19 protein-coding genes are annotated in these 20335 nt (G+C 62.7%); 11 read left to right on the forward strand and 8 right to left on the reverse strand.

The window, feature by feature from the left end:
• Position 1 precedes the first annotated feature (1 nt).
• Positions 2-2155, reverse strand: coding sequence for a flagellar biosynthesis protein FlhA (flhA, locus tag ACSSVY_RS03285; RefSeq protein ID WP_454268016.1), 2154 nt, complete (start codon positions 2153-2155; stop codon positions 2-4).
• A 176-nt stretch (positions 2156-2331) separates the two neighbouring features.
• Between flhA and ACSSVY_RS03290 the strand changes: the two genes are divergently transcribed.
• Genes ACSSVY_RS03290 through ACSSVY_RS03310 form a run of 5 tightly spaced genes read left to right on the forward strand, consistent with a single transcriptional unit; the run spans position 2332 to position 5382 of the window.
• Positions 2332-2838 carry an LPP20 family lipoprotein gene (locus ACSSVY_RS03290; RefSeq protein WP_454268017.1) on the forward strand — a complete coding sequence of 169 codons (507 nt, stop codon included), beginning with the start codon at positions 2332-2334 and terminating at the stop codon, positions 2836-2838.
• A 3-nt stretch (positions 2839-2841) separates the two neighbouring features.
• The gene (locus ACSSVY_RS03295; RefSeq protein ID WP_454268018.1) at positions 2842-3930 is read left to right on the forward strand and encodes a flagellar assembly protein T N-terminal domain-containing protein; all 1089 of its coding nucleotides are present in this window, start codon (positions 2842-2844) and stop codon (positions 3928-3930) included.
• Positions 3927-4625, forward strand: coding sequence for a flagellar basal body P-ring formation chaperone FlgA (flgA, locus tag ACSSVY_RS03300; RefSeq protein ID WP_454268019.1), 699 nt, complete (start codon positions 3927-3929; stop codon positions 4623-4625). The genes ACSSVY_RS03295 and flgA overlap by 4 nt, the downstream gene beginning before the upstream one ends.
• A 60-nt stretch (positions 4626-4685) precedes the next feature.
• Positions 4686-4988 (forward strand): flagellar biosynthesis anti-sigma factor FlgM, encoded by a 303-nt coding sequence (flgM, locus tag ACSSVY_RS03305; protein WP_009815688.1) that lies wholly within the window; start codon positions 4686-4688, stop codon positions 4986-4988.
• Between the two features lie 13 nt (positions 4989-5001).
• Complete coding sequence (locus ACSSVY_RS03310) at positions 5002-5382, forward strand: hypothetical protein (protein WP_454268020.1); 381 nt, start codon at positions 5002-5004, stop codon at positions 5380-5382.
• A 70-nt stretch (positions 5383-5452) separates the two neighbouring features.
• Here the strand turns inward: ACSSVY_RS03310 and ACSSVY_RS03315 are convergent, their stop codons facing one another.
• The 6 genes from ACSSVY_RS03315 to ACSSVY_RS03340 all read right to left on the reverse strand — a co-directional run bounded on the left by ACSSVY_RS03315 (position 5453) and on the right by ACSSVY_RS03340 (position 11442).
• On the reverse strand, positions 5453-5755 hold the full coding sequence (locus tag ACSSVY_RS03315) for a 4a-hydroxytetrahydrobiopterin dehydratase (protein WP_454268021.1): 303 nt from the start codon (positions 5753-5755) through the stop codon (positions 5453-5455).
• On the reverse strand, positions 5752-6936 hold the full coding sequence (locus tag ACSSVY_RS03320) for a GNAT family N-acetyltransferase (protein WP_454268022.1): 1185 nt from the start codon (positions 6934-6936) through the stop codon (positions 5752-5754). Before ACSSVY_RS03320 ends, ACSSVY_RS03315 begins: the two co-directional genes overlap by 4 nt.
• Before the next feature lie 67 nt (positions 6937-7003).
• Positions 7004-7771 carry a glycerophosphodiester phosphodiesterase family protein gene (locus ACSSVY_RS03325; RefSeq protein WP_454268023.1) on the reverse strand — a complete coding sequence of 256 codons (768 nt, stop codon included), beginning with the start codon at positions 7769-7771 and terminating at the stop codon, positions 7004-7006.
• Entirely contained in the window at positions 7768-8229 is a 462-nt protein-coding gene (locus ACSSVY_RS03330) for a RidA family protein (protein WP_297781200.1), read from the reverse strand. Before ACSSVY_RS03330 ends, ACSSVY_RS03325 begins: the two co-directional genes overlap by 4 nt.
• A 175-nt stretch (positions 8230-8404) precedes the next feature.
• The gene (locus ACSSVY_RS03335) at positions 8405-9712 is read right to left on the reverse strand and encodes an HlyD family type I secretion periplasmic adaptor subunit (RefSeq protein ID WP_454268024.1); all 1308 of its coding nucleotides are present in this window, start codon (positions 9710-9712) and stop codon (positions 8405-8407) included.
• Positions 9709-11442 carry a type I secretion system permease/ATPase gene (locus ACSSVY_RS03340; protein ID WP_454268025.1) on the reverse strand — a complete coding sequence of 578 codons (1734 nt, stop codon included), beginning with the start codon at positions 11440-11442 and terminating at the stop codon, positions 9709-9711. Before ACSSVY_RS03340 ends, ACSSVY_RS03335 begins: the two co-directional genes overlap by 4 nt.
• 248 nt (positions 11443-11690) lie before the next feature.
• On the opposite strand from ACSSVY_RS03340, the gene ACSSVY_RS03345 reads away from it, so the two are divergent.
• Both ACSSVY_RS03345 and ACSSVY_RS03350 read left to right on the forward strand, forming a co-directional pair.
• Positions 11691-12419 (forward strand): MlaA family lipoprotein, encoded by a 729-nt coding sequence (locus ACSSVY_RS03345; protein WP_454268227.1) that lies wholly within the window; start codon positions 11691-11693, stop codon positions 12417-12419.
• Positions 12409-13014 (forward strand): MlaC/ttg2D family ABC transporter substrate-binding protein, encoded by a 606-nt coding sequence (locus ACSSVY_RS03350; RefSeq protein WP_454268026.1) that lies wholly within the window; start codon positions 12409-12411, stop codon positions 13012-13014. The genes ACSSVY_RS03345 and ACSSVY_RS03350 overlap by 11 nt, the downstream gene beginning before the upstream one ends.
• A 54-nt stretch (positions 13015-13068) precedes the next feature.
• Here the strand turns inward: ACSSVY_RS03350 and ACSSVY_RS03355 are convergent, their stop codons facing one another.
• A complete protein-coding gene (locus tag ACSSVY_RS03355) occupies positions 13069-15210 on the reverse strand; it encodes a transglycosylase domain-containing protein (protein ID WP_454268027.1) in 2142 nt (713 codons plus the stop codon).
• Positions 15211-15465: 255 nt separating this feature from the next.
• Here ACSSVY_RS03355 and ACSSVY_RS03360 point away from each other — a divergent pair, with 255 nt between their 5' ends.
• From ACSSVY_RS03360 to ACSSVY_RS03375, 4 genes are all read left to right on the forward strand, one after another.
• Positions 15466-15804 (forward strand): P-II family nitrogen regulator, encoded by a 339-nt coding sequence (locus ACSSVY_RS03360; RefSeq protein ID WP_009815676.1) that lies wholly within the window; start codon positions 15466-15468, stop codon positions 15802-15804.
• A gap of 25 nt (positions 15805-15829) precedes the next feature.
• Positions 15830-17161 (forward strand): ammonium transporter, encoded by a 1332-nt coding sequence (locus tag ACSSVY_RS03365; RefSeq protein WP_040650265.1) that lies wholly within the window; start codon positions 15830-15832, stop codon positions 17159-17161.
• A 124-nt stretch (positions 17162-17285) separates the two neighbouring features.
• Positions 17286-19121, forward strand: a complete 1836-nt coding sequence (gene mutL / locus ACSSVY_RS03370) for a DNA mismatch repair endonuclease MutL (protein ID WP_454268028.1) — start codon at positions 17286-17288, stop codon at positions 19119-19121.
• Positions 19118-20287, forward strand: coding sequence for a DNA recombination protein RmuC (locus ACSSVY_RS03375; protein ID WP_454268029.1), 1170 nt, complete (start codon positions 19118-19120; stop codon positions 20285-20287). Before mutL ends, ACSSVY_RS03375 begins: the two co-directional genes overlap by 4 nt.
• Positions 20288-20335 lie beyond the last annotated feature (48 nt).

The following is a 20335-nucleotide window of genomic DNA, read 5'->3' on the forward strand; positions in this document are numbered from 1 at the left end:
CTCAGCTTGCCGCCCGGGGCGGGGTGGCTCTGGCGCTGCCAATGCTGGCGGCAATTTCGACACGGCGGTTGTCGGGCAATTCGGAGACGGCCATCACGACGGCATCGACGCCATGTGTGCGCAGGAAGGCGGCAAAGGCGCGGCGCAGCGCGGCGGAGACCACCACGACGGCCTGACGGCCCTGACCGGCCAGCGATTCCTGGGCCTCGTTCAACTGGCCGAGAATCTGGCGGGTCAGCCCCTGTTCGACGATCAACCCGGCGGTGTCGTGCTGCGAGCGGGTCAGCAGATCTTCGAGATCGGGGGCGAGGGTGATGAGGTAAAGGCTGTCTTTGAGCGGCGCGATCTGTTGCAGGAGTTGCGGGGCGAGCGCAGGGCGCAGCGCCTCGGCCATGTCCTGTGGTTCGCTGAGGCGGGCCGACATGCCGGCGAGATCCTCGAGGATGCGGGGCAGGTCGGCGATGGGCATGCGTTCGCGCAAGAGCGCGCGCAGAACGGCGGTCAGAACATGCAGCGGCACGAGTTTAGGCACCACGGATTCGACCAGCGTGGGGGCGGAGCGTTCGAGGTTCTCCAAGAGACCCTGCACATCATCCGCACCCAAGAGGTCGGTGGCATGGGCATAGAGCATCTGGCTGAGATGGGTGGCGACCACGGAGGCGGGTTCGACCACAACGTAATCATCCGCCTCTGCCTCGGTCTGTTGATGGGGCTGAATCCAGACGGCATCCATGCCGAAGGAGGGGTCTTTGACCTCGATTCCGCGCAGTTTGCGGGTGGTGCCGCTGCCGGGCAGCGCCAGCTTGCGGTCAGGATAGGCGAGATCCTCGGCCACGATGGCCTGACGGATGCGGATGCGGTAAGCGTTGGCGGGCAGGCTCATGTCGTCACGGATGCGGACGCCGGGGATGACAAAGCCCATCGCGGTCGAGACCTCGCGCCGGATGCCGGTGATGCGCGACACGAGCGCGCCGCCTGCGCCCTCTTCGATCAGGGGAATGAGGCCAAAGCCGATCTGGATGGTGATGGGGGCATAATCCGTCACCTCTTCGGCGGTGATGGCGCCGCTGGTGTCGGGGCGCGCGCCCGGCTGGCCCGCGCCTGCGCCGCTTGGGGCGGGCAGGGCGGCACGCCGGGGCGGTGCGCCGAGGGCGGGAGCGGGAGCGGCGGTCTCGCCGGGGGCGAGTTGATTGCGGGTGGCCCAGGCCACGCCGCCTGCTGCGAGAGCCGCCACGATGAAGAGGAGGTTGGGCATGCCGGGAATGAGACCCATGATGGCCATGACCGCCGCCACCGGCAGCCATGCCCGGTGCATGCCGATCTGGGTGCCGATATGGCCTGCCATATCCTGCGTCGAGGCCACGCGGGTGACGATCACAGCCGTGGCGATGGAGAGCAAGAGCGAGGGGATCTGAGCCACAAGGCCGTCCCCGATGGACAGGAGCACATAGGTTTCCGCCGCCTGTCCGAGCGAGAGCCCGTGTTGCGACGTGCCAATGACGATGCCGCCCAGAATATTGGCGGCGAGGATCAGGATACCGGCGACCGCGTCGCCTTTGACGAATTTCGAGGCACCGTCCATCGCACCGTAAAAATCAGCCTCTTCGCCGACTTCGGCGCGGCGTGCGCGGGCCTGTTCAGGAGTCATGATCCCGGCGTTGAGATCGGCGTCGATGGCCATCTGTTTGCCGGGCATGGCGTCGAGGGTGAAGCGGGCCGAAACCTCGGACACGCGGCCGGCCCCCTTGGTGATGACCATGAGGTTGATGATCACGAGAATGACAAAGACGACCAGACCGACGGCGAAATTGCCTGCGATCACGAAATTGCCAAAGGCTTCGATCACCTTGCCCGCAGCCCCGCTGCCCTCGTGCCCGGAGGTCAGAACGATACGGGTCGAGGCCACGTTGAGCGCGAGGCGGAACACGGTGGCGATCAAGAGGACCGAGGGAAAGGATGAGAAATCCAGCGGGCGATAGCTGTAGAGCGAGACCATCAGCACCAAAAGGGAGAGCAGGATGTTGAAAACAAAGAAGATATCCAGAAGGGCCAAGGGCAGCGGCAGCACCATCATCGCCACGATGGCGAGAATCCCCACGGGCAGCAGGCCAGCCCCGAAATTCGGGCGGTGTGAGGCACGGCTCAGCGCGGCCATTGGGTGATCCTTGTGTTGCGTCGCATCGCAAGGATGGGTGCAAATCGCGTGCCAAATCGGGCGGTTGGAGTGGGCGCGAGACAGGCGGTTTCAGGGGTGGCACGAGCCTTGCACGCAAAGGGATGAAAACCCGGCCCGTCCGGTCCTGTCGAAAGAGGTTCCCCATGTCGCCCAAGATGCTCCGTTCCATTCTGTTGCCGCTGGCATTGTTGCCGCTTGGGGCCTGTATGGCCCCTTCGCGCGCGGTCGATGCCCTGCCGGATGATGCCAGTGCGCGCACCCAAGCGGTGGCGCAACTCAAGGACGATCTGTCAGGTGCGCCGGTCAGCGCCGCAGGCACGGTACCCCAAGCGGTGCAATTCACCGGGTTGGGTCTGTCGCAGGTCTCGACCCAGCCCGGCACGTCGATCAACGAGCGCCGCCTGATGGCGATCCGTGCCGCGCGGCTGGAGGCGATGCGCGATCTGACCGAGCAAATTCACGGTCTCCAGATCAGCTCCGAGAGCGCGTTGCGCGATCAGGTGTTGCGCAGCGATACCGTGCGCGGGCTGGTGGCCGGTGAAATCCGGGGCGCGCGCACACTGCGGATCACGCCCAAAGGCGACGATTCCTTTGAAGTGGTGATGGCGCTCGATCCCGATACGGTCAGCTATATCCTGCGCGCCGTGCGTCAGCGAGGCTGAGGCATGTGGGGGCATGTGACACGCTTGCAGTTCTGGTTTCTGGTCCTGTTGGGAGCCGTGTTCTGTACGGCGGCAGAGGCGAAGGACGCGACACTATGGGTCGAGGCGGAGGGGCGGGCCTATGTCTCCTCTGCCGCTGATCAGGATGCCGCCCGTCGCCGCGCGATTGGCGAGGCGCTGGTCTCGGCGGCCCTTGCGGGGGGCGCAAGCCTGAAGGGCCATACCGCCATGGACAAGGGCCGGATCACGGCCGATCTGACGATCTTGCGCCCGACGGGCCGCATCCTGACACATCGGATTCTATCTGCGGCCTTGCAGGACGGCCAATGGGTGGTGCGGGTCTCGGCAGAGGTCGGGCCGATGCCGGTCGGGGCCTGTGCGTCGCGCCGGCGCATGACAGTCAGCGCAACGCCGCCGCAAATCCGGGTGACGCCTGAGGCCTCGGCCTGGGCTGAGCCCTTGGCGCAGGGATTGGCGCGCGATCTGATGGAGCTGCTGCGTGCCCATCCCGACACGGATCTGGAGCGGATCGCGCCACTGTCCACGGCACCTGTGGCGGCGTCGCTGGATTATAACACGCTCACGCGCGGCCAATCGCTGCCTGCTGCGGGAGATCATCAGATGAACCAGAGCATCACTGTGGATCGACAGGGCAAGACGCTGCGTCTGACGCTGGAGGTGGCGGTGATCGGGCCGGATGGCAATGGTGTGCGACGCCGGATTGAGCGTCAGGCGGCGGTGCCGCGCGGTGGGGTCGCGGGTCTTGTTGCCGGGCAGAATCGCAGCAGTGCCGAGGCGGGTCTTACCGCTGGCGTGTTGCAGGAGGTGCGCGCGATGCTCGATGGTCTGGCCTGTCAGCCCGCCGAGGCGCGTCTGGCGCTCGGGTCTGAGGGGCTGAGCGTGCCGCTGGGGCGGCGGCATGGCCTGACGCGGGCCAGCCTTGCGTTTGTGGATGATCCCAATGACGGCTTTGGTCTCTTGGAAGTGGTTGCGCTGGACAAGAGCCGGACCACGCTGCGTCCGCTGGACCCAAGCCGCACGCTGGCGAGTTTCAACGGTTTGCGGGTCTATTTCGTCGAGACGGGCTTATGATCCGGATCGGATTTGGGTTGGCTGTGGCGTGTCTCTTGCCAATGGCGGCTATGGCCCTGGAAGGGCGCGAGGTGCAGGTGCTTGTCGAGCAGGCGCTGACGGCGGCTGGGCAGGGGGGGCGGCCGGTGCTGTCGGTGCATCGCGCCTATCCCCCCTGTCCGGTTGCGCCGAAGATTGCACCGCATCAGGGCGGCTGGCAGGCGGTGAGCCTGAGCTGTGACGGGCCGGGCGGTTGGACGCGCGTGATCCGCATTGAGGATGGAGAGGCAGCGCCGCGTTTGCCGGGCGCCTCTGGCGGCAGGGAGCAGCGGGCCGCGCTGGTGCTGGCCGAGAGCCTGCCACGCGGCACGGTGTTGCGGGCAGAGCATCTGCGCGAGGCCGAGATCGCCTCAAAGGTTCAGGGTGATCTGGTGGAGGCCGTTGAAACGGCGATCGGTCGCCGCCTCAAGAGCAATCTGGGTGCCGGGCAACCTCTCTTGGTGCGACATCTGGAGCATGACTGGCAGGTGGAGGAGGGCGGTCCCGTGACCATCGTCACGGGGGTGGGCGGCATTCGGATCGAGGCGGCCGGTGTCGCGCTAGAGCCCGGACAGGAGGGGCAGGCAATCCGTGTGACCAATGCCGCAAGCGGGCAAGTGGTGCATGTGACGGTGACGGGGCGCAACAAAGTGACGGTGCGGCCTAACATCCGCTGAGCCCCCGCCGTTCTTGACTATAAGAACCGCGCCCCGATGGCGTCCCACCGGAGAGATCCAATGGTCGATTCAGTCAACTCTTCCCACGCCGCGCGACCGCGGCTGATGCCGGTTTCGACCGAGAGCGCGCCGGGCGGTGCCAGCGGCACGCGAGCGCATCAGCCTGTGAGTTCCGTGGATTCCGTCAAGCTCAGCACCTCTGCCTCGATCGGAGTGATCGAGCGGATGGTCGACCAAGGCCCGCCGTTTGACGCCGAACGCGTCTCGCGGATCAAGGACGCGGTCGCCAATGGCAACTATCCGGTGGATGCCAAGCGCATCGCCGACAGTATTTTTCAGGATTACAGCGCGATGATGCGCTGAGACGAGGGCAGACATGACTAATTTTGAGATTACCCTCTATGCGCTGACGGTGCTTTGCATGATCGCGCTGCCGCTCTTGCTTGCGGTGTCGCTCCGGATGGCGCGGATGGTGGCGCATTTGAGCGGTCAGGTGCTTCGGCTGAGCGAGGCCGAGATCGAGCATATCGCCCGTCGCTTGGGGAACCGGCTTGGGCTGGGCGAAGAGGCGTCCTTGGTCAGCATCGCGGACCGGATGGACGAGATGCGCCGTGATTTCGACTGGCTGGTGAGTGACCGTATGATCGAGCAGGCCATCGACATGGCGCGGTTTGGGCAAAAGCCCGATGCCATCACACGCAATACCGGGATCAGTGCCTCGGAACTGGAGGCAATCCGGAAGTTGCGCAAGCATTGAGGTCCGGGCAGGGGGGCCTGTCTGAACCACGAAATGATCCGCCCCGGCCAAGTGCCGGGGCGTTTTCGTTTTAGGTCTGCGCCACCAACCCATCGAACTTGCGGGCGAGTTTCACGTCCAAGCTGCTGAGACCGCTCACGTCATGGGTGGTGAGCGTCACCTCGACCCGGTTGTAGACATTGAACCATTCGGGATGGTGATTCCATTTCTCTGCCCAGAGGGCGGCGCGGGTCATAAAGCCCATGGCCTCGACAAAATCGCCAAACTTATAGGTTTTGTGGATCGCGTCGCGGCCCTCGGTCATGGCCCAGCCATTCCCGAGCAAGGGCTCCAGGGTGGTCTTGCGGGCGGTGTCGCTGAGTTTTTCGGTCATTCGTGATCCTCCTGTGTCGTCTTGCGGAAGGGCCCATAGGTGGTGAGGATCTCGATATCCTCGTCGACGGCGGCACGTTCGGCCTTGAGATACTGCGCCACGGCCTCGGTAAAACCCGGATCGCGCAGCCAGTGCAGGGAATGCGTGACCACAGGCAGGTAGCCGCGCGCCAGTTTGTGTTCTCCTTGTGCGCCAGCCTCTACTCTTTGAAGCCCCTGTTCAATGGCGAATTCGATGGCTCGGTAATAACAGAGTTCGAAATGCAGGCAGGGGTGATCCTCGATACAGCCCCAATACCGGCCATATAGTGCCGATGCTCCGATCAGGTTCATGGCCCCGGCCACGGGCTGTCCATCGCGCAGTGCGAGGATCAGCAGGATGTCATCGCGTAAGGTCTCGTGGGCGCGGTTGAAAAATGCGCGGGTGAGATAGGGCGTGCCCCATTTGCGCGCACCCGTATCCTGATAAAAGGTCCAGACTGCATCCCAATGCTCCGGAAGGATCTGATCGCCGGTGAGGGTCAGGATCTGGCCGCCAAAATCCGCGGCGCGGGCGCGTTCCTTGCGGATCGCCTTGCGTTTGCGCGACGAAAGATCGGTGAGAAAGGCGTCAAAATCCAGGTAGTTCCGGTTGAGCCAGTGATATTGCTGCGTGCGTCGGGGCAGGAGGCCATGGGCTGCGCCTGCGTTGGCCTCTTCTTCGGTGCAGAAAGTGAGGTGGAGGGACGACAGGCCATTGCGGGTCGCCACATCCAAGGCCCCCTCGATCAAGGCGGCGCGGCCGATTTCCTCGAAGCCGGGACGGGTCAGCAGGCGGCGGCCTGTGGCCGGGGTGAAGGGCACGGCGATCTGGAATTTTGGATAGTAGCGCCCGCCCGCACGCTCATAGGCATGGGCCCAGTTGTGATCGAAGATGTATTCGCCCTGAGAATGGGATTTCAGATAAAGCGGTGCTACGGCGATGATCTGGCCGTCCTGTTCGGCGCTCAGGTAATGGGGTTGCCACCCGCTGCCCGTCCCAACCGAGCGGCTGTCTTCCAGTGCCGCGAGAAAGCGGTAGGTGGTGAAAGGGTCCTCTGGCCTGCGGGTTGCGGCCTCGGGACAGGCACAGGCGTCCCATTCCGCCTGCCCTATGTCGGACAGGCGATTGTGCAGGGTGATGGTGATTTGATCTTTCGTCATCTGCGGTGACTGCCCTTGCCCCGATTGCCATTGCCCGCTGGGTTATCTGGACCGCGCGGGAGGCGGTTCAAGCGGGGAAATCCGGCAGGTAGCCCTCAAAGGTGATATTGTCTGCACGTTTGCGGGCTTCTGACTCGGCTTGCGGGCTTCGGACGGTCCAGCAAAGGAGTGTCGAGCCGTCAGAGCGCAGAGCGTCAAGGCGGGCTCTGTCCAGATCGGCGATGTCATGGCTGACAAAGCAGGCGCTGGTGGCGTCATAATCGGGAATGTCGCGCAGGCGGTCGCGGGTGTCAGCACGCAGGAGGGGCCAATCCTCGGCGGTATAGCCGCAGGTGACAATGCCGCGCGGAATGTCCGGGGCGAGCGAGAGCATCCGCGCCACCATATGCGGGTTGAAAGACATGACGGCGACGGGACCGTCATAGTGGGTGAGGGCCGCGGCGGTCGCGGCCTCGAGCGTGCCGCAGCTCTCGCCCATCTGGCCGTGCTGATCCTTGAGTTCAATCAGCAGCGGCACGCGACCCGCGACAAGGCTGAGAATTTCGGGCAGGTCGGGAATGCCCTCGTCGCCGCCCAAGAGCGGAATCCGCGCCAGATCAGCGGCGTCGCGTTGGCGAATGGGGCCTTTTGCAGCGGTGAGGCGGCCAAGGTCATAGTCGTGAAACACCATCGCCCGGTTGTCGTGGCTGAGTTGCAGGTCGATCTCTATCCCGTAGCCTGCGGCGATGGCCGCCGTGAGGCCTGCGCGGGAATTCTCAGGACGGCCTTGGGTCAGATCATGCAACCCGCGATGGGCGAGGGGAAGGCGACGGAACGCGTCGGGGAGGGCGCTCATTTGATTTGGAATATCCCGTCGATTTCCACCGCGACGCCAAAGGGCAGCGAAGGGGCGGACACAGCGGCGCGGGCGTGTTTGCCCGCCTCTCCCAACGCCTCGCCGATGAAATCGGACGCGCCGTTGATCACGGCAGGTTGCTGGGTGAAGTCGGCGGTGGAATTGACGAAACCTGTGAGTTTCACGACGCGCACCAGACGGTCGAGATCGCCACCGCAGGCCGCCTTGACCTGAGCCAGAAGGGCAATCGCGCAGGCGCGAGCCGCCGCGGCCCCGGCGGGTATATCGAGATCAGCGCCGAGTTTGCCGGTTAGCAAAGTGTCGCCGTCCTTGGCGATCTGGCCTGAGACAAAGAGCATGTCGCCCGCCAGAACATAGGGCACGTAATTTGCGGCAGGGGCCGGGGCTTTGGGCAGGGTCACGCCCATTTCGGCAAGTTTTTTCTCGAACTGGCTCATCTCTCTGTCTCCCTTGTGGATGTGTCGCGGCGACGCTAGCCGCAGAGCGCGGGGAAGGAAATCGAAAATCCTGACTCTGTCTGACTTGCGCGCTGCCCTTCGGGATTGACTCCGCGCGGAAGCGATTGGGGCAAATGTCACCTTCAGGTCACAACCTGCCGCCACAACGTCGCTTTTACTCTCGAAACGCCTTGGCCAGATAGTCGGTGAATGGCTTGACCAGATAGGCGATCGGGGTGCGGTCGGCGGTGCGGATAAACGCCTCGACCGGCATGCCGGGAATGAGGGCGGTGCCCTCGGGCAGACGGGCCTGTTCGCCTTCGCTCAGCACGATTTCAGCGCGGTAATAGCTGGCGCGCGTCGCCTCGTCCTCGAAGGCATCAGCGGAAATCTGGGTGACACGCCCGAAAAGTTCTGGCGTGGTGCGTTGATCGAGTGCTGAGAAGCGCAGGGTCACTTCCTGCCCGACAAAGAGCTTGTCGACATGAATGCTGTCCACGCGGGCGTTGATCACCAAAGGGCGGTCCTGTGGCACGATGAAAAGGACCGGATCAGCCGGGCGGATCACAGAGCGCAGGGCAAAGACCTGAAGGTTGTAGACCACGCCCGAAACCGGGGACGGGATGTCGAGCCGTCCCATTTGTTCGATCAGGGCGCGGCGCTGTTCGCGCAATTCCAACTCGCGGAATTGCAGATCGCGCAGGGTGGTAATCGCTTCTTCGCGCCGGTCGGTGCCGAGTTTGAGGATGGTGATCTCAATTTCGGTGATGCGGCCCTCTGCCTCGGCTCTTTGTGCGGCAAGATCGCCCATCGTGCCGCTGAGCCGCGCCTGTTCGCGTTGCAGGTTGAGGACGCGACTGGCTTGTGCGAGGCCACGATCCAAAAGTGATTGCTGGTCGGTCAACTCCAGTTCGATCAGCTCGAGTTGCCGTGCGAGCGCCACTTGCTGCGCGTCGATGCCGTCGATCTGATTTGTGATCTGGCTACGGCGTTTGTGCAATTGGTCAATCTCGGCGACGACGGTCTGGGCGCGCGCGTCGAAGAGGGTCTTTTGCCCGGCCATGAGATCGTCAGCGTCACTGTTCTGGGCCGAGATTTCGATCAGCAACGGATCGAATTTCAGCGTGTCGCGCCCATCCCGCTCTGCCTCGAGGCGGCCTCGGCGTGCCATGAGTTCGGCAAGCTGGTTTTCGATGATCGAGAGTTCGGATTGCAGGTCGGTGGGGTCAAGGCGAACGAGCACCTGACCGGCGCTAACGCGGTCGCCTTCCTTGACCTCGATGGCGGAGACCACGCCGCCGTCGGGATGCTGGACGACTTGACGATTCTGATCTACCTCGATGCGGCCCGGTGCGATGATCGCGCCGGAAATCTGGGTGAAGACCGCCCATGTGCCGAATCCACCCACGAGAAGAATAAGCCCGATCAGCCCGATGATCAGCGGTTTGCGGGCGGACCATGCACCGGAGGCGGGGGCGCTCATTGCACACCTCCGGCACTGGTCGCACTGGCCAGTTGTTCATGGTTCTGGAGCACTTCCTTGAGTACCTTTTCGCGAGGGCCAAAGGCGCGCATGACACCACCTTCGAGCATCAGAAGCATGTCGCATTCCTTGATTGCGGCGGGGCGGTGAGCGACGACGATCACTGCCTTGCCCTCGGCCTTGAAGCCGCGGATTGCGGCATTGACCGCCTCGCTGCCCTCATTGTCGAGATTGGAATTCGGCTCGTCCAGAACGAGGACCATGGGATCGCCATACATCGCACGGGCAAGGCCGATGCGCTGCATTTGCCCTCCCGAGAGCCGTCCGCCGCTGGCGCTGACGCGGGTGTCATAGCCATTGGGCAGTTTGAGGATCATCTCATGGGCGTCGGCCTTGCGCGCCGCCTCGACGATTTTGGCGGCATCGGGTTGGGTGGCGAGCCGGGCGATATTCTCGGCGATGGTGCCATCAAAGAGCTGCACGCGCTGCGGCAGATAGCCGATCAATTGGCCAAGCACAGTGGGCGAATATTGGTCGAGCGTGGCGCCCTCGAGCCGGATCTTGCCGCCAGCAGGCCGCCAGACGCCGGTGATGGCGCGGGCCAGGGTGGATTTGCCTGCGCCGGACTGTCCGATCACGCCGACGGCCTGACCGGGTTCCACCTTGAACGTCAGGGTTTTAAGCACGGCCAGGCTCTCGCCGGGGGGAACCATGGTCAGTTGCTGCACCTCAAGCCGCGCCTTTGGGCGGGGTAGGGGGGTGCGGGGCTGTTCGGGCGGCACGCTGCCCAGGAGTTCGGCGAGACTGTCCCAGCCTTTCATCGCGCGCTGGACCAGAGCCCATTGGCCGATGGCCTGCTCGATTGGGGCGAGCGCACGCCCCATCAGGATCGAGCCAGCGATCATGGCGCCGGGTGTCAGTTCCCCGCGCAGCACGAGCCATGCCCCAAGACCGAGCATCGCCGATTGCAGCAGCAGGCGCAGCGCCTTGGTCGAGGTTGTAAAGGTGCCCCCGATATCCGCGGATTCAATGGCTGTCGAAAGGGCCCGGCCGCGCACGGCCTGCCAGCGGTCAAAGGCGGCGTCACGCATGCCCATGGCTTGTATCATCTCGGATTCGTTGCGCAATTGCTGCGAAATCGCCTCGGCCTCAACGCTTGCGGTATTGGCCTGTCCGGTGGGGCGGCGGGTCACGACCTGATTGATCATCGTCACCAAGACCAGAACCGCGCCCCCGACCAGCGCAAGGATGCCGAGCCAAGGGTGAAACACCCAGATTGCAGCCAGAAAGAACGGAGCCCATGGCATATCGAAAATCGCCAGCAACACGGGCGAGGTCATCAGACGTTGGATGGATTCGAGGTCACGGAGGCCGGTGGCGGTATTGGCATCGGGCTGCACAGCGGATTTGCGAATCACCGCGTCGAACACGCGCCGATCGAGGCGGGCCTGAAACCGCGCGCCAACCCGACCCATGACCCGACCACGGGCATAGTCCAAAAGGCCCATCATGGTATAAAGAAAGAGCACCAACACCGAGAGCGCGATCAGTGTCTCGAGAGAGCGGCTGCTCAGGACGCGGTCATAGACCTGCAACATGTAGATGGGCCCGGTCAGCATCAGCAGGTTCACGAAAAAACTGAAAATGCCCACAAACCAGTAGAGACCACGACTTTCGCGCCGCGCGATGCGCAATTCTTCGCGACCTGCTTCTAATTTCAACTTATCCAATCGAATGTCCTGCCGTCATCGTTTAAGTGTTCTGTTGATCCAAAGCGTTTCTGATCCTGCCATACAGGCTCTGTCACCATTCTGCCACAGCATTGTGAACATGGGCCTTGGGATGATGGGTTTGTTCAAGCTATGGTTTATGTAAATCTCTGACTCGTATAATAACGGATACTCCATTGTTGCTGTCACGTTTCAATTCCGCTTCCGGACCTGCACTGCGCGTCACCGCGTTGGTGGGTCTTTCCTTGATGGCCGCCTGCGCGCGACCTGATCCGTCGGAGACCACACGAGGGGTGTTCGATCCCTACGAGTCGCAGAACCGGGGGGTGCATCAGTTCAACCGTGGTCTGGACAGATCTCTGGTTCGCCCGGTGGCCAAGGGCTATAGTGCCGCTATTCCCGACGATATTGAAACCATGATTGGGCGGTTTTCAACGAATCTGTCCTTGCCGAGCGACATCGTCAACAATGTGCTGCAGCTCAATATGCGAGGCGCAATTCACGATACGGCGCGGCTGGTGGTCAACACCACCTTTGGCCTTGGGGGATTCTTTGATCCGGCGAGCGAGATGGGGATGCCTGCGGGCACAAATACCGATTTCGGTCAGACCCTGCATGTCTGGGGCGCGCGCGAGGGGGCCTATGTTGAGCTGCCGCTCTTGGGCCCGTCGACCGAGCGGGACACCTGGGGCATCGCCGTTGATCTCTTTACCAATCCGCTCAGCTATATCGTCGAATCCCCTGAAAGCCTGATCGGCACAGGGGCCGGGGTGGCCGCAGGGCTGTCCAAACGCGATAGGTTCTCGGAAACGATTGATGCGATCCTTTACGAGAGTGCTGACAGTTACGCGCAGTCACGCTCGATCTTCCTGCAAAACCGGCGGTTCAAGCTGGGCGGTACATCTGATAATGTCTATGATGACCCCTACGGCACATCTGAGCCATCCGTCACGTTGGAGGATCCCTATGCTGAATAACATGAACCGTCGCCACTTTGTCACCGCAGGTCTGGCTTTGACTGGCCTTGCCTCATTCCCCGGAGCTGTCTGGGCACTTGACGATGCACGGGCGCGCACGCTGGTGGATGCTGTTGTGAGCAATATCAACCGTGTAATCGCCTCAGGCAAGCCGCTGTCAGGGATGATCTCGGACTTTGAACGCATCTTCAACACCTATGCTGATGTGAACATCATTGCCCGTTCGACGCTTGGTGCGGATGCCAATCGGGTGTCGTCGGCGCAATTGCGTGCCTTCACGGAAGCGTTCCGTGGCTATATCGCGCGGAAATACGGCAAGCGGTTCAATGAATTCGTCGGTGGCCGAATCGAAGTGAACTCGGTCAAGCAGGTGAAATCCTGGCATGAGGTCAAATCCACCGCCTATCTGCGCGGACAATCGCCGTTCGAAGTGAGTTTTCTGGTGTCGGACCGGTCGGGCAAGGATCTGTTCTTTGATATGATCATCGAGGGGATCAGCCTGCGCCTCAGCGAACGCACCGAAATCGGGGCGATGCTGGATCGTCGCAATGGTGACGTGAACGCACTGATCGCGGATCTCAAACAAGCCGGGTGAGGATTTTACCTGTTCGGTTCTATCGTGAACGGCGCCCCTATCCGGGCGCCGTTTTCAGTTGCCGCCGAAGATCCCCCGCAGGATGCTTTCAATCGGGTTGTTGCTGCGCTGGGGGGCCTGACGCTGCTGTGGGGCCGGCTGCACCGGAGCCGGGCGCGGTTTGGGGCGCAGCATGGGCAGGGGTTTGGGATCAATCCCTTCATGCACGCGCACCATGGTTTCCTGCCATATTTCCGCCGGGAGACCGCCGCCTGTCACACCGCTGAGGGGGGTGTTGTCGTCATAGCCCATCCAGACGCCGGCCACGTAGTCGGCGGTAAAGCCCAGAAACCACGCATCGCGGGCGGCCTGTGTCGTGCCGGTTTTGCCTGCGGCCTCACGGTCGGGCAAGCGGGCGCGGCTGCCGGTGCCGCCGTCGATGACTTTCGTCATCATATAGATGAGCTCCTGCGCCGCGCTTTCCTGAATGACGCGCTCGCCGATACCGCCACCGGTGCCCATGAGAGGCGTGTCTTCGCCCAGCAGCTTCAATTCGACCAGACCGTAGGGTGTTACGGAGGAGCCACCGTTCAGGATGCCCGCATAGGCGCCGGTCATTTCCAGAAGCGTGCTCTCAGAGGCACCGAGGGCCAGGGCGGGACCAGCGGCCAGATCGCTGTCGATACCGAAATCGCTGGCAACCTTGCGCACAAGGTCGCGCCCGACGCTCTCGGAGATTTTGACTGCGGGGATGTTGAGGGATTGCGCGAGGGCCTCTGTGAGGGTGACGCGACCCTTGTAGTTGCGGGTGTAATTTTCCGGGCACCAACGACCAGAGCCGGGGATGTTGAGGCAATAGGGCTCGTCCACCACGACGGAATCGTAGGAATTACCCAGTTCCAACGCCGTGGCATAGACAAAGGGTTTGAAGGCCGATCCGGTCTGGCGTTTGGCCTGTGTGGCGCGGTTGAAGGCGCCGATGACCTTTGACTTGCGCCCGCCGACCATGGCCCGCACCGCGCCATCGGCGGACATGACAACGATAGCGGCCTGCGCCTTGGAGCCTTCTCGGACCTTTTCGTCAAAGATATAGGTCAGCGCGTCTTCTGCGGCGCGTTGCACGCGCTGATCAAGCGTGGTGCGGATGATCACATCTTCGGTAGTGTCACGGGTGAAGAACTCTGGTCCCGAGGACATCACCCAATCGGCAAAGTAGCCACCTGCCTGCCGCTCTGCCGCCTCGGAGAGTTCTGCGGGATTGGCGAGGGCCAGCGCGGCCTCTTGATCGCTGAGATAGCCCTGACGACGCATCAGCCCGACCACGACCGAGGCGCGGTTGCGCGAGCGTTCCAGATTGGCGGTGGGAGCAAGCGTGGAGGGTGCGGTCAGGAGGCCCGCAATCATCGCCCCCTCGGCGGGGTTGAGATTGGCCGAGGATTTGCCGAAATAGCGCTGCGCCGCGGCCTCGGCACCGTAAGCGCCGCCGCCCAGATAGGCGCGGTTGAGATAGACCGACAGGATCTGGTCCTTTGAGTATTTCGCCTCCATCGCCATGGCATAGATCGCCTCGCGCGCCTTGCGCGCCAGCGACGTGCGGCGACAGTCGGCGATGTAATCCGCCTCGCTCTCCCATTCGCTTTCTTTATAGGCGGTGCCGAAGCACAAAAGTTTTGCGGTTTGCTGCGTGATGGTCGAGCCACCGTTGCCCGACAGCGGGCCGCGCCCCTCGCTGAGATTGATGCGAATGGCGCTGGCGATACCGATAGGGTCAACGCCGGGATGCAGGTAAAAGCGGCGGTCCTCGGTGGCGATGACAGCGTTCTTGAGATGCGGGCTGATGGTCTCGGCGGTGACGACGCCCCCGAATTGATCTCCTCGCCAGGCAAAGACCTCGCTCGCGCTGTCCAGCAGGGTGACGGAGCCTTTGGCGCGCCCGTCCATCAGGGTCTGATAATCGGGCAGGGTCGTGTAGGTGTAACCCACGAATGTCGCCACAACGAGAGCCACGACGGCGGTCAGTCGCCAACCGATTCCCCAAATCAGGCGCAGTACCCAGCGGATGATCCCTCCGAGGACTCGCACGATGGGATTGCGGCTGCGCGCGCGAGGGCGGCGCGACGCGCGCTTGGTCTTGGTTTTGCGCGCGGCTTTTGGTGGCTCCTTGCGCGTGCGCTTGGGGGCCACCAAAGGCGGTTTTCTCGGTCCTGACGTGCTCATGCTTGCCCTGCTCGGCCTTGTGTCTTTGGCGCAGTTTATAGTGCGGGATTGCAAAAGTAGAGACCCGCTGAGCACAGATCGTGATTTCTAGTTTGCATAAATTTTAGGCTTACTAATTTATATGCACATATTTTGAGCGCTCAGGGGTGATTTAACAGGCGATTTCCCGCCTTCACCCTTCCAGACTCTGCCATCTCTGCCTTTTCTGCATGTGCAAACAACGCGCTGAGACACCGCAAACCGAAAGGGGCAGACGTGAAACTCATCATTGCAACGATAAAGCCGTTCAAGCTTGAAGAGGTCCGCGAGGCGCTGACCGATATCGGCGTGCGCGGCATGATGGTGACCGAGATCAAGGGCTTTGGCTCGCAGTCCGGGCACACGGAAATCTATCGCGGTGCGGAATACGCCGTGAACTTCGTGCCAAAGATAAAACTGGAAATCGCGGTTTCCGCCGGGATGGCCGATCAGGTGGTCGAGACCATCACCAAGACCGCGCGCACCGGCAAGATCGGTGACGGCAAGATTTTCGTGCTCGACATCCAGCAAGCCGTGCGCGTGCGCACCGGCGAAACCAATGATGACGCGCTCTGAGCGCGCAGGGGAAAGGATACTTACCATGAATTCCATGTTAAAACTCGGCCTTGCCGCAACGCTGATTGCGTTGCCGCAGATGGGGCTGGCTCAGGACGCAGCGGAGGCTGCGCCGAGCTTCGATGAAATCGGCCCCTACATCATGACGACGCTGCTGTTCTGCATGGCGGGCTTTCTGGTCTTCTTCATGGCGGCGGGCTTTGCCATGCTCGAAGGCGGGCTGGTACGCTCCAAAAACGTCACGATGCAGATGACCAAGAATATCGTTCTCTATTCCTTTGCGACGATCATGTATTGGCTGGTCGGCTTCAACCTCATGTATCCCGGTGACGGCTGGCTGATGGCCGGTTGGGTTGGACCGTTCTTTTCCATGACAGAGCTGGATCCGGTTGGCGTTGCGGCGGCGGATGCGGCGCTGGATTATGCCTCGATCGGGTCTGACTTCTTCTTCCAGTTGGTGTTTGTCGCGGCCACCGCCTCGATCGTGTCGGGCGCTCTGGCCGAGCGGATCAAGCTCTGGCCGTTCCTTGCCTTTGTCATCGTTCTCACCGGCTTTATGTATCCGATTTCCGGGTCCTGGCAGTGGGGCGGTGGCTGGTTGTCCGAAGCGGGCTTCTCCGACTTCGCAGGCTCGACCATCGTGCATTCCGTGGGCGGCTGGGCCGCTCTGGCGGGGGCAATCATTCTGGGCCCGCGTCTTGGGAAATATGGCAAGGATGGCAAGGTCACGCCGATGCCGGGTTCGAACCTCGCGCTTGCCACTCTGGGCACGTTCATCCTGTGGCTGGGTTGGTTCGGCTTTAACGGTGGCTCGCAGCTTGCCATGGGCACCGTGGGCGATGTCTCGGACGTGTCGCGGATCTTTGCCAACACCAATATGGCGGCGGCGGCGGGTTCGATTGCGGCGCTGATCATGACACAGGTTCTCTACAAGAAGCCTGATCTCACCATGGTTCTCAACGGTGCCTTGGCTGGCCTTGTGTCGATCACCGCTGAGCCGCTCGCGCCCAGCCTGTTCGGTGCGCTCTGGATCGGCGCTGTTGGCGGTGTGATCGTGGTGCTTGCCGTGCCCATGCTCGACAAGTTCAAGATCGACGATGTTGTTGGCGCGATCCCGGTTCACCTGTTTTGCGGTATCTGGGGCACAATCGCTGTTGTGTTCTACGGCGATGCCAGCATCGGCACCCAGCTTCTGGGGATCTTCGCCTACGGTGCCTTCACCTTTGTCATCAGCTTCGTGGTCTGGCTGATCATCAAGGGCACGATGGGTCTGCGGGTCGATGAAGAGACCGAGATCAACGGGCTCGACATGGCGGAAATGGGCATGGAAGCCTATCCTGAATTCTCCAAGAGCTGATCCTTCTCCTTCCTGACAGATCTTGAGAGAGCTTGCCCGGGCGTTCGCGCCCGGGCTTTTTATATGCGGTGCTTGATATCGCTTCTCTGGCAGAATCGCGGTGATCTGTGCTAAGTCTAGCGGTATGAACAGCCCAAACCCCAATATACGCGCCGCTCAGCCGCAAATACGTCAATTGGACGAGGCTGCGGTCAATCGCATTGCCGCCGGTGAGGTGGTGGAACGGCCCGCCTCTGCGGTCAAGGAACTGGTTGAAAACGCGCTTGATGCCGGGGCGACCCGGATCGAGGTGGGTTTTGCGGATGGGGGCAAGACGCTGATCCGGGTCAGCGACGATGGCTGTGGCATGGCGCCGGATCAACTGCCGCTCGCCTTGTCGCGGCATGCGACGTCGAAGATTGACGGATCGGACCTGCTGAATATCCATACCTTTGGGTTTCGCGGCGAAGCGTTGCCGTCGCTTGGCGCGGTGGGGCGGTTGACGATTGCGTCGCGCGCAGGGGATGAGGCCGCGGAAATCACGGTGGCGGGCGGGCAGATGGGGGCGGTGAAACCTGCAGCCCTCAATGCCGGCACGGTGGTCACGCTGCGCGATCTTTTCTATGCCACGCCCGCGCGGCTCAAGTTCATGCGCTCGGACCGGGCCGAGGCGCAGGCGATTGCCGACACGGTCAAGCGGTTGGCAATGGCAGAGCCGTTTGTGGGCTTTGTGCTGCGCGATGTGTCGGGCGGGGGGGAGGGGCGGATCGTGTTTCGCGCCGATCCTGAAAACGGTGATCTGTTTGACGCGTTGCATGGGCGGTTGGCGCGGGTGCTGGGGGCGGAATTTGCCGAGAATGCGCTCAAGATTGATGCGACGCGTGAGGGCGTGAGGATGACCGGCTATGCCGCGCTGCCCACCTATTCGCGGGGATCAGCCGTGGCGCAGTATCTCTTTGTCAACGGGCGTCCTGTGCGGGACAAGATGCTCTACGGCGCGTTGCGCGCCGCGTATCAGGACGTTTTGAGCCGGGACCGGCATCCGGCGGCGGCGCTGTTTTTGGACTGTGATCCCACGCTGGTCGATGTGAACGTGCATCCGGCAAAATCCGAGGTGCGGTTTCGCGATCCGGGGCTGGCGCGGGGGTTGATTGTTTCTGGCCTGCGGCATGCCTTGGCCGAGGCGGGGCATCGGGCCTCGACCACAGTGGCGGGCGCGACCTTGGGCGCGTTCCGGGCAGAGCCGGTGGGGCGCGTCTATCAGATGGATCGCCCGTCACCACAGGCGCGGGCCCTGGCCTATAGCGCACAAGCGCCCGGTTTTGCCGATATGGCCGAGGATTGGAGTGCGCGGGTTGAGAGCGCGCCCGAACCGCAGGTGGAGGAACCACCCGCCACGGCGTTGCCGCTTGGGGCCGCGCGGGCGCAGGTGCATGAGAATTACATCATCGCCCAGACCGAAACCGGCATGGTGATCGTCGATCAGCACGCCGCGCATGAGCGACTGGTTTATGAGCGGCTGAAACGCCAGATGGCCGAGAGTGGCATCGCGGCGCAGGCGCTCTTGATCCCTGAGATTGTCGATTTCTCAGAGGCCGATTGCGCGTGTCTGATGGATCATGCCGAGGAACTGGCGGGGCTGGGGCTGGGGATCGAGCCGTTTGGGCCGGGCAGCCTCGCGGTGCGCGAAACGCCCGCCATTCTGGGGCCGGTCAACGCGGGCGCGCTGTTGCGTGATATTCTTGACGAGTTGCAGGATCAGGGCGCAAGCGGCACGCTCAAATTGCGGATCGACGCGATCCTGAGCCGGGTGGCCTGTCATGGCTCGGTCCGGTCTGGCCGCCGGATGAGCGCCGAGGAAATGAACGCGCTCCTGCGCGAGATGGAGCGCACGCCGATGTCGGGGCAATGTAACCACGGGCGGCCCACCTATGTGGAATTGCGGCTGTCAGATATTGAACGGCTGTTCGGGCGCACATGATCCAGATTGGCGGTCAGACCTATGCCTTTGATGATCCGGTTGTTCTGGCGGTGGTGATCGGCGCGGGTGTGGTGGTGCTGATCCTCCTCCTGCTGATCCTCGCGCTGCGGGCGGCCAATCGGTCGGCGCGGCTGGCGGAGCCTTTGGCCTCTCAGATGGGGCAATTGGGGCAGCGGGTGCAGGGCTTGTCGGATGGGCAGCATCAATTGGCGGGCGGGCTCAATCATGTGTCCGAGGCGCAGGCGGCGGCGCAATCGCATCTGTTGCAACTGATGGAAAAGCGGCTGGCGCAGGTGAGCCACGCCATGACCGAGAACCTGCAAGGCACGTCGCGGCGCACGGCGCAATCGCTCGGCGAATTGCAGCAGAGGTTGCAGGTCATCGACAAGGCGCAGGACAATATCACCAAGCTCTCGGGTGATGTGCTGTCGTTGCAGGATATCCTGTCGAACAAGCAGACGCGGGGGGCGTTTGGGGAAATCCAGCTCACCGATATTGTCACCAAGGCGCTGCCGTCGGACAGCTACACGCTGCAAGCGACGCTCTCGAACGGGCGGCGGGCGGATTGTCTCATTCATCTGCCCAACCCGCCGGGGCCGATCTGTGTCGACAGCAAATTTCCGCTAGAGGCCTATGAGGCGCTGCGCCGGGCCAAGACCGATGCGGAATTGGCCGAAGCGGCGCGGGGCATGCGGACGGCGGTGCGCAAGCATATCAAGGATATTTCCGAGAAATACATCATCGAAGGCGAAACCGCTGACGGGGCGCTGATGTTCCTGCCCTCCGAGGCAGTCTATGCCGAGTTGCACGCCAATTTCCCTGAGGTGGTGCGCGATGGGTTTGCCGCGCGGGTGTGGATCGTGTCGCCGACAACCTGTATGGCCACGCTCAACACCATGCGTGCGATCCTCAAGGACGCGCGGATGCGCGAGCAGGCGGGGGCGATAAGGCGGGAATTGGGTCTTTTGTTTGCGGATGTGGATCGTTTGGGGGCGCGGGTCGAAAACCTGGACCGGCATTTCAGCCTTGCGGCCAAAGATGTGGCGGAGATCCGGATTTCGGCGGACAAGGCGGGACGGCGGGCACGGCGGCTGGACAATTTCGATTTCGAAGAATTGGCGCCCGAGACTGAGCCTGCGATTGTGCCGCTGGCAAAGGGCAGTTGACGGCGGCAAAGCGGCAGATGTTTGAGCCCCCGCCATCGACGGCGAGGG

It is taken from the genome of Roseovarius sp. MBR-51 (assembly GCF_053628575.1).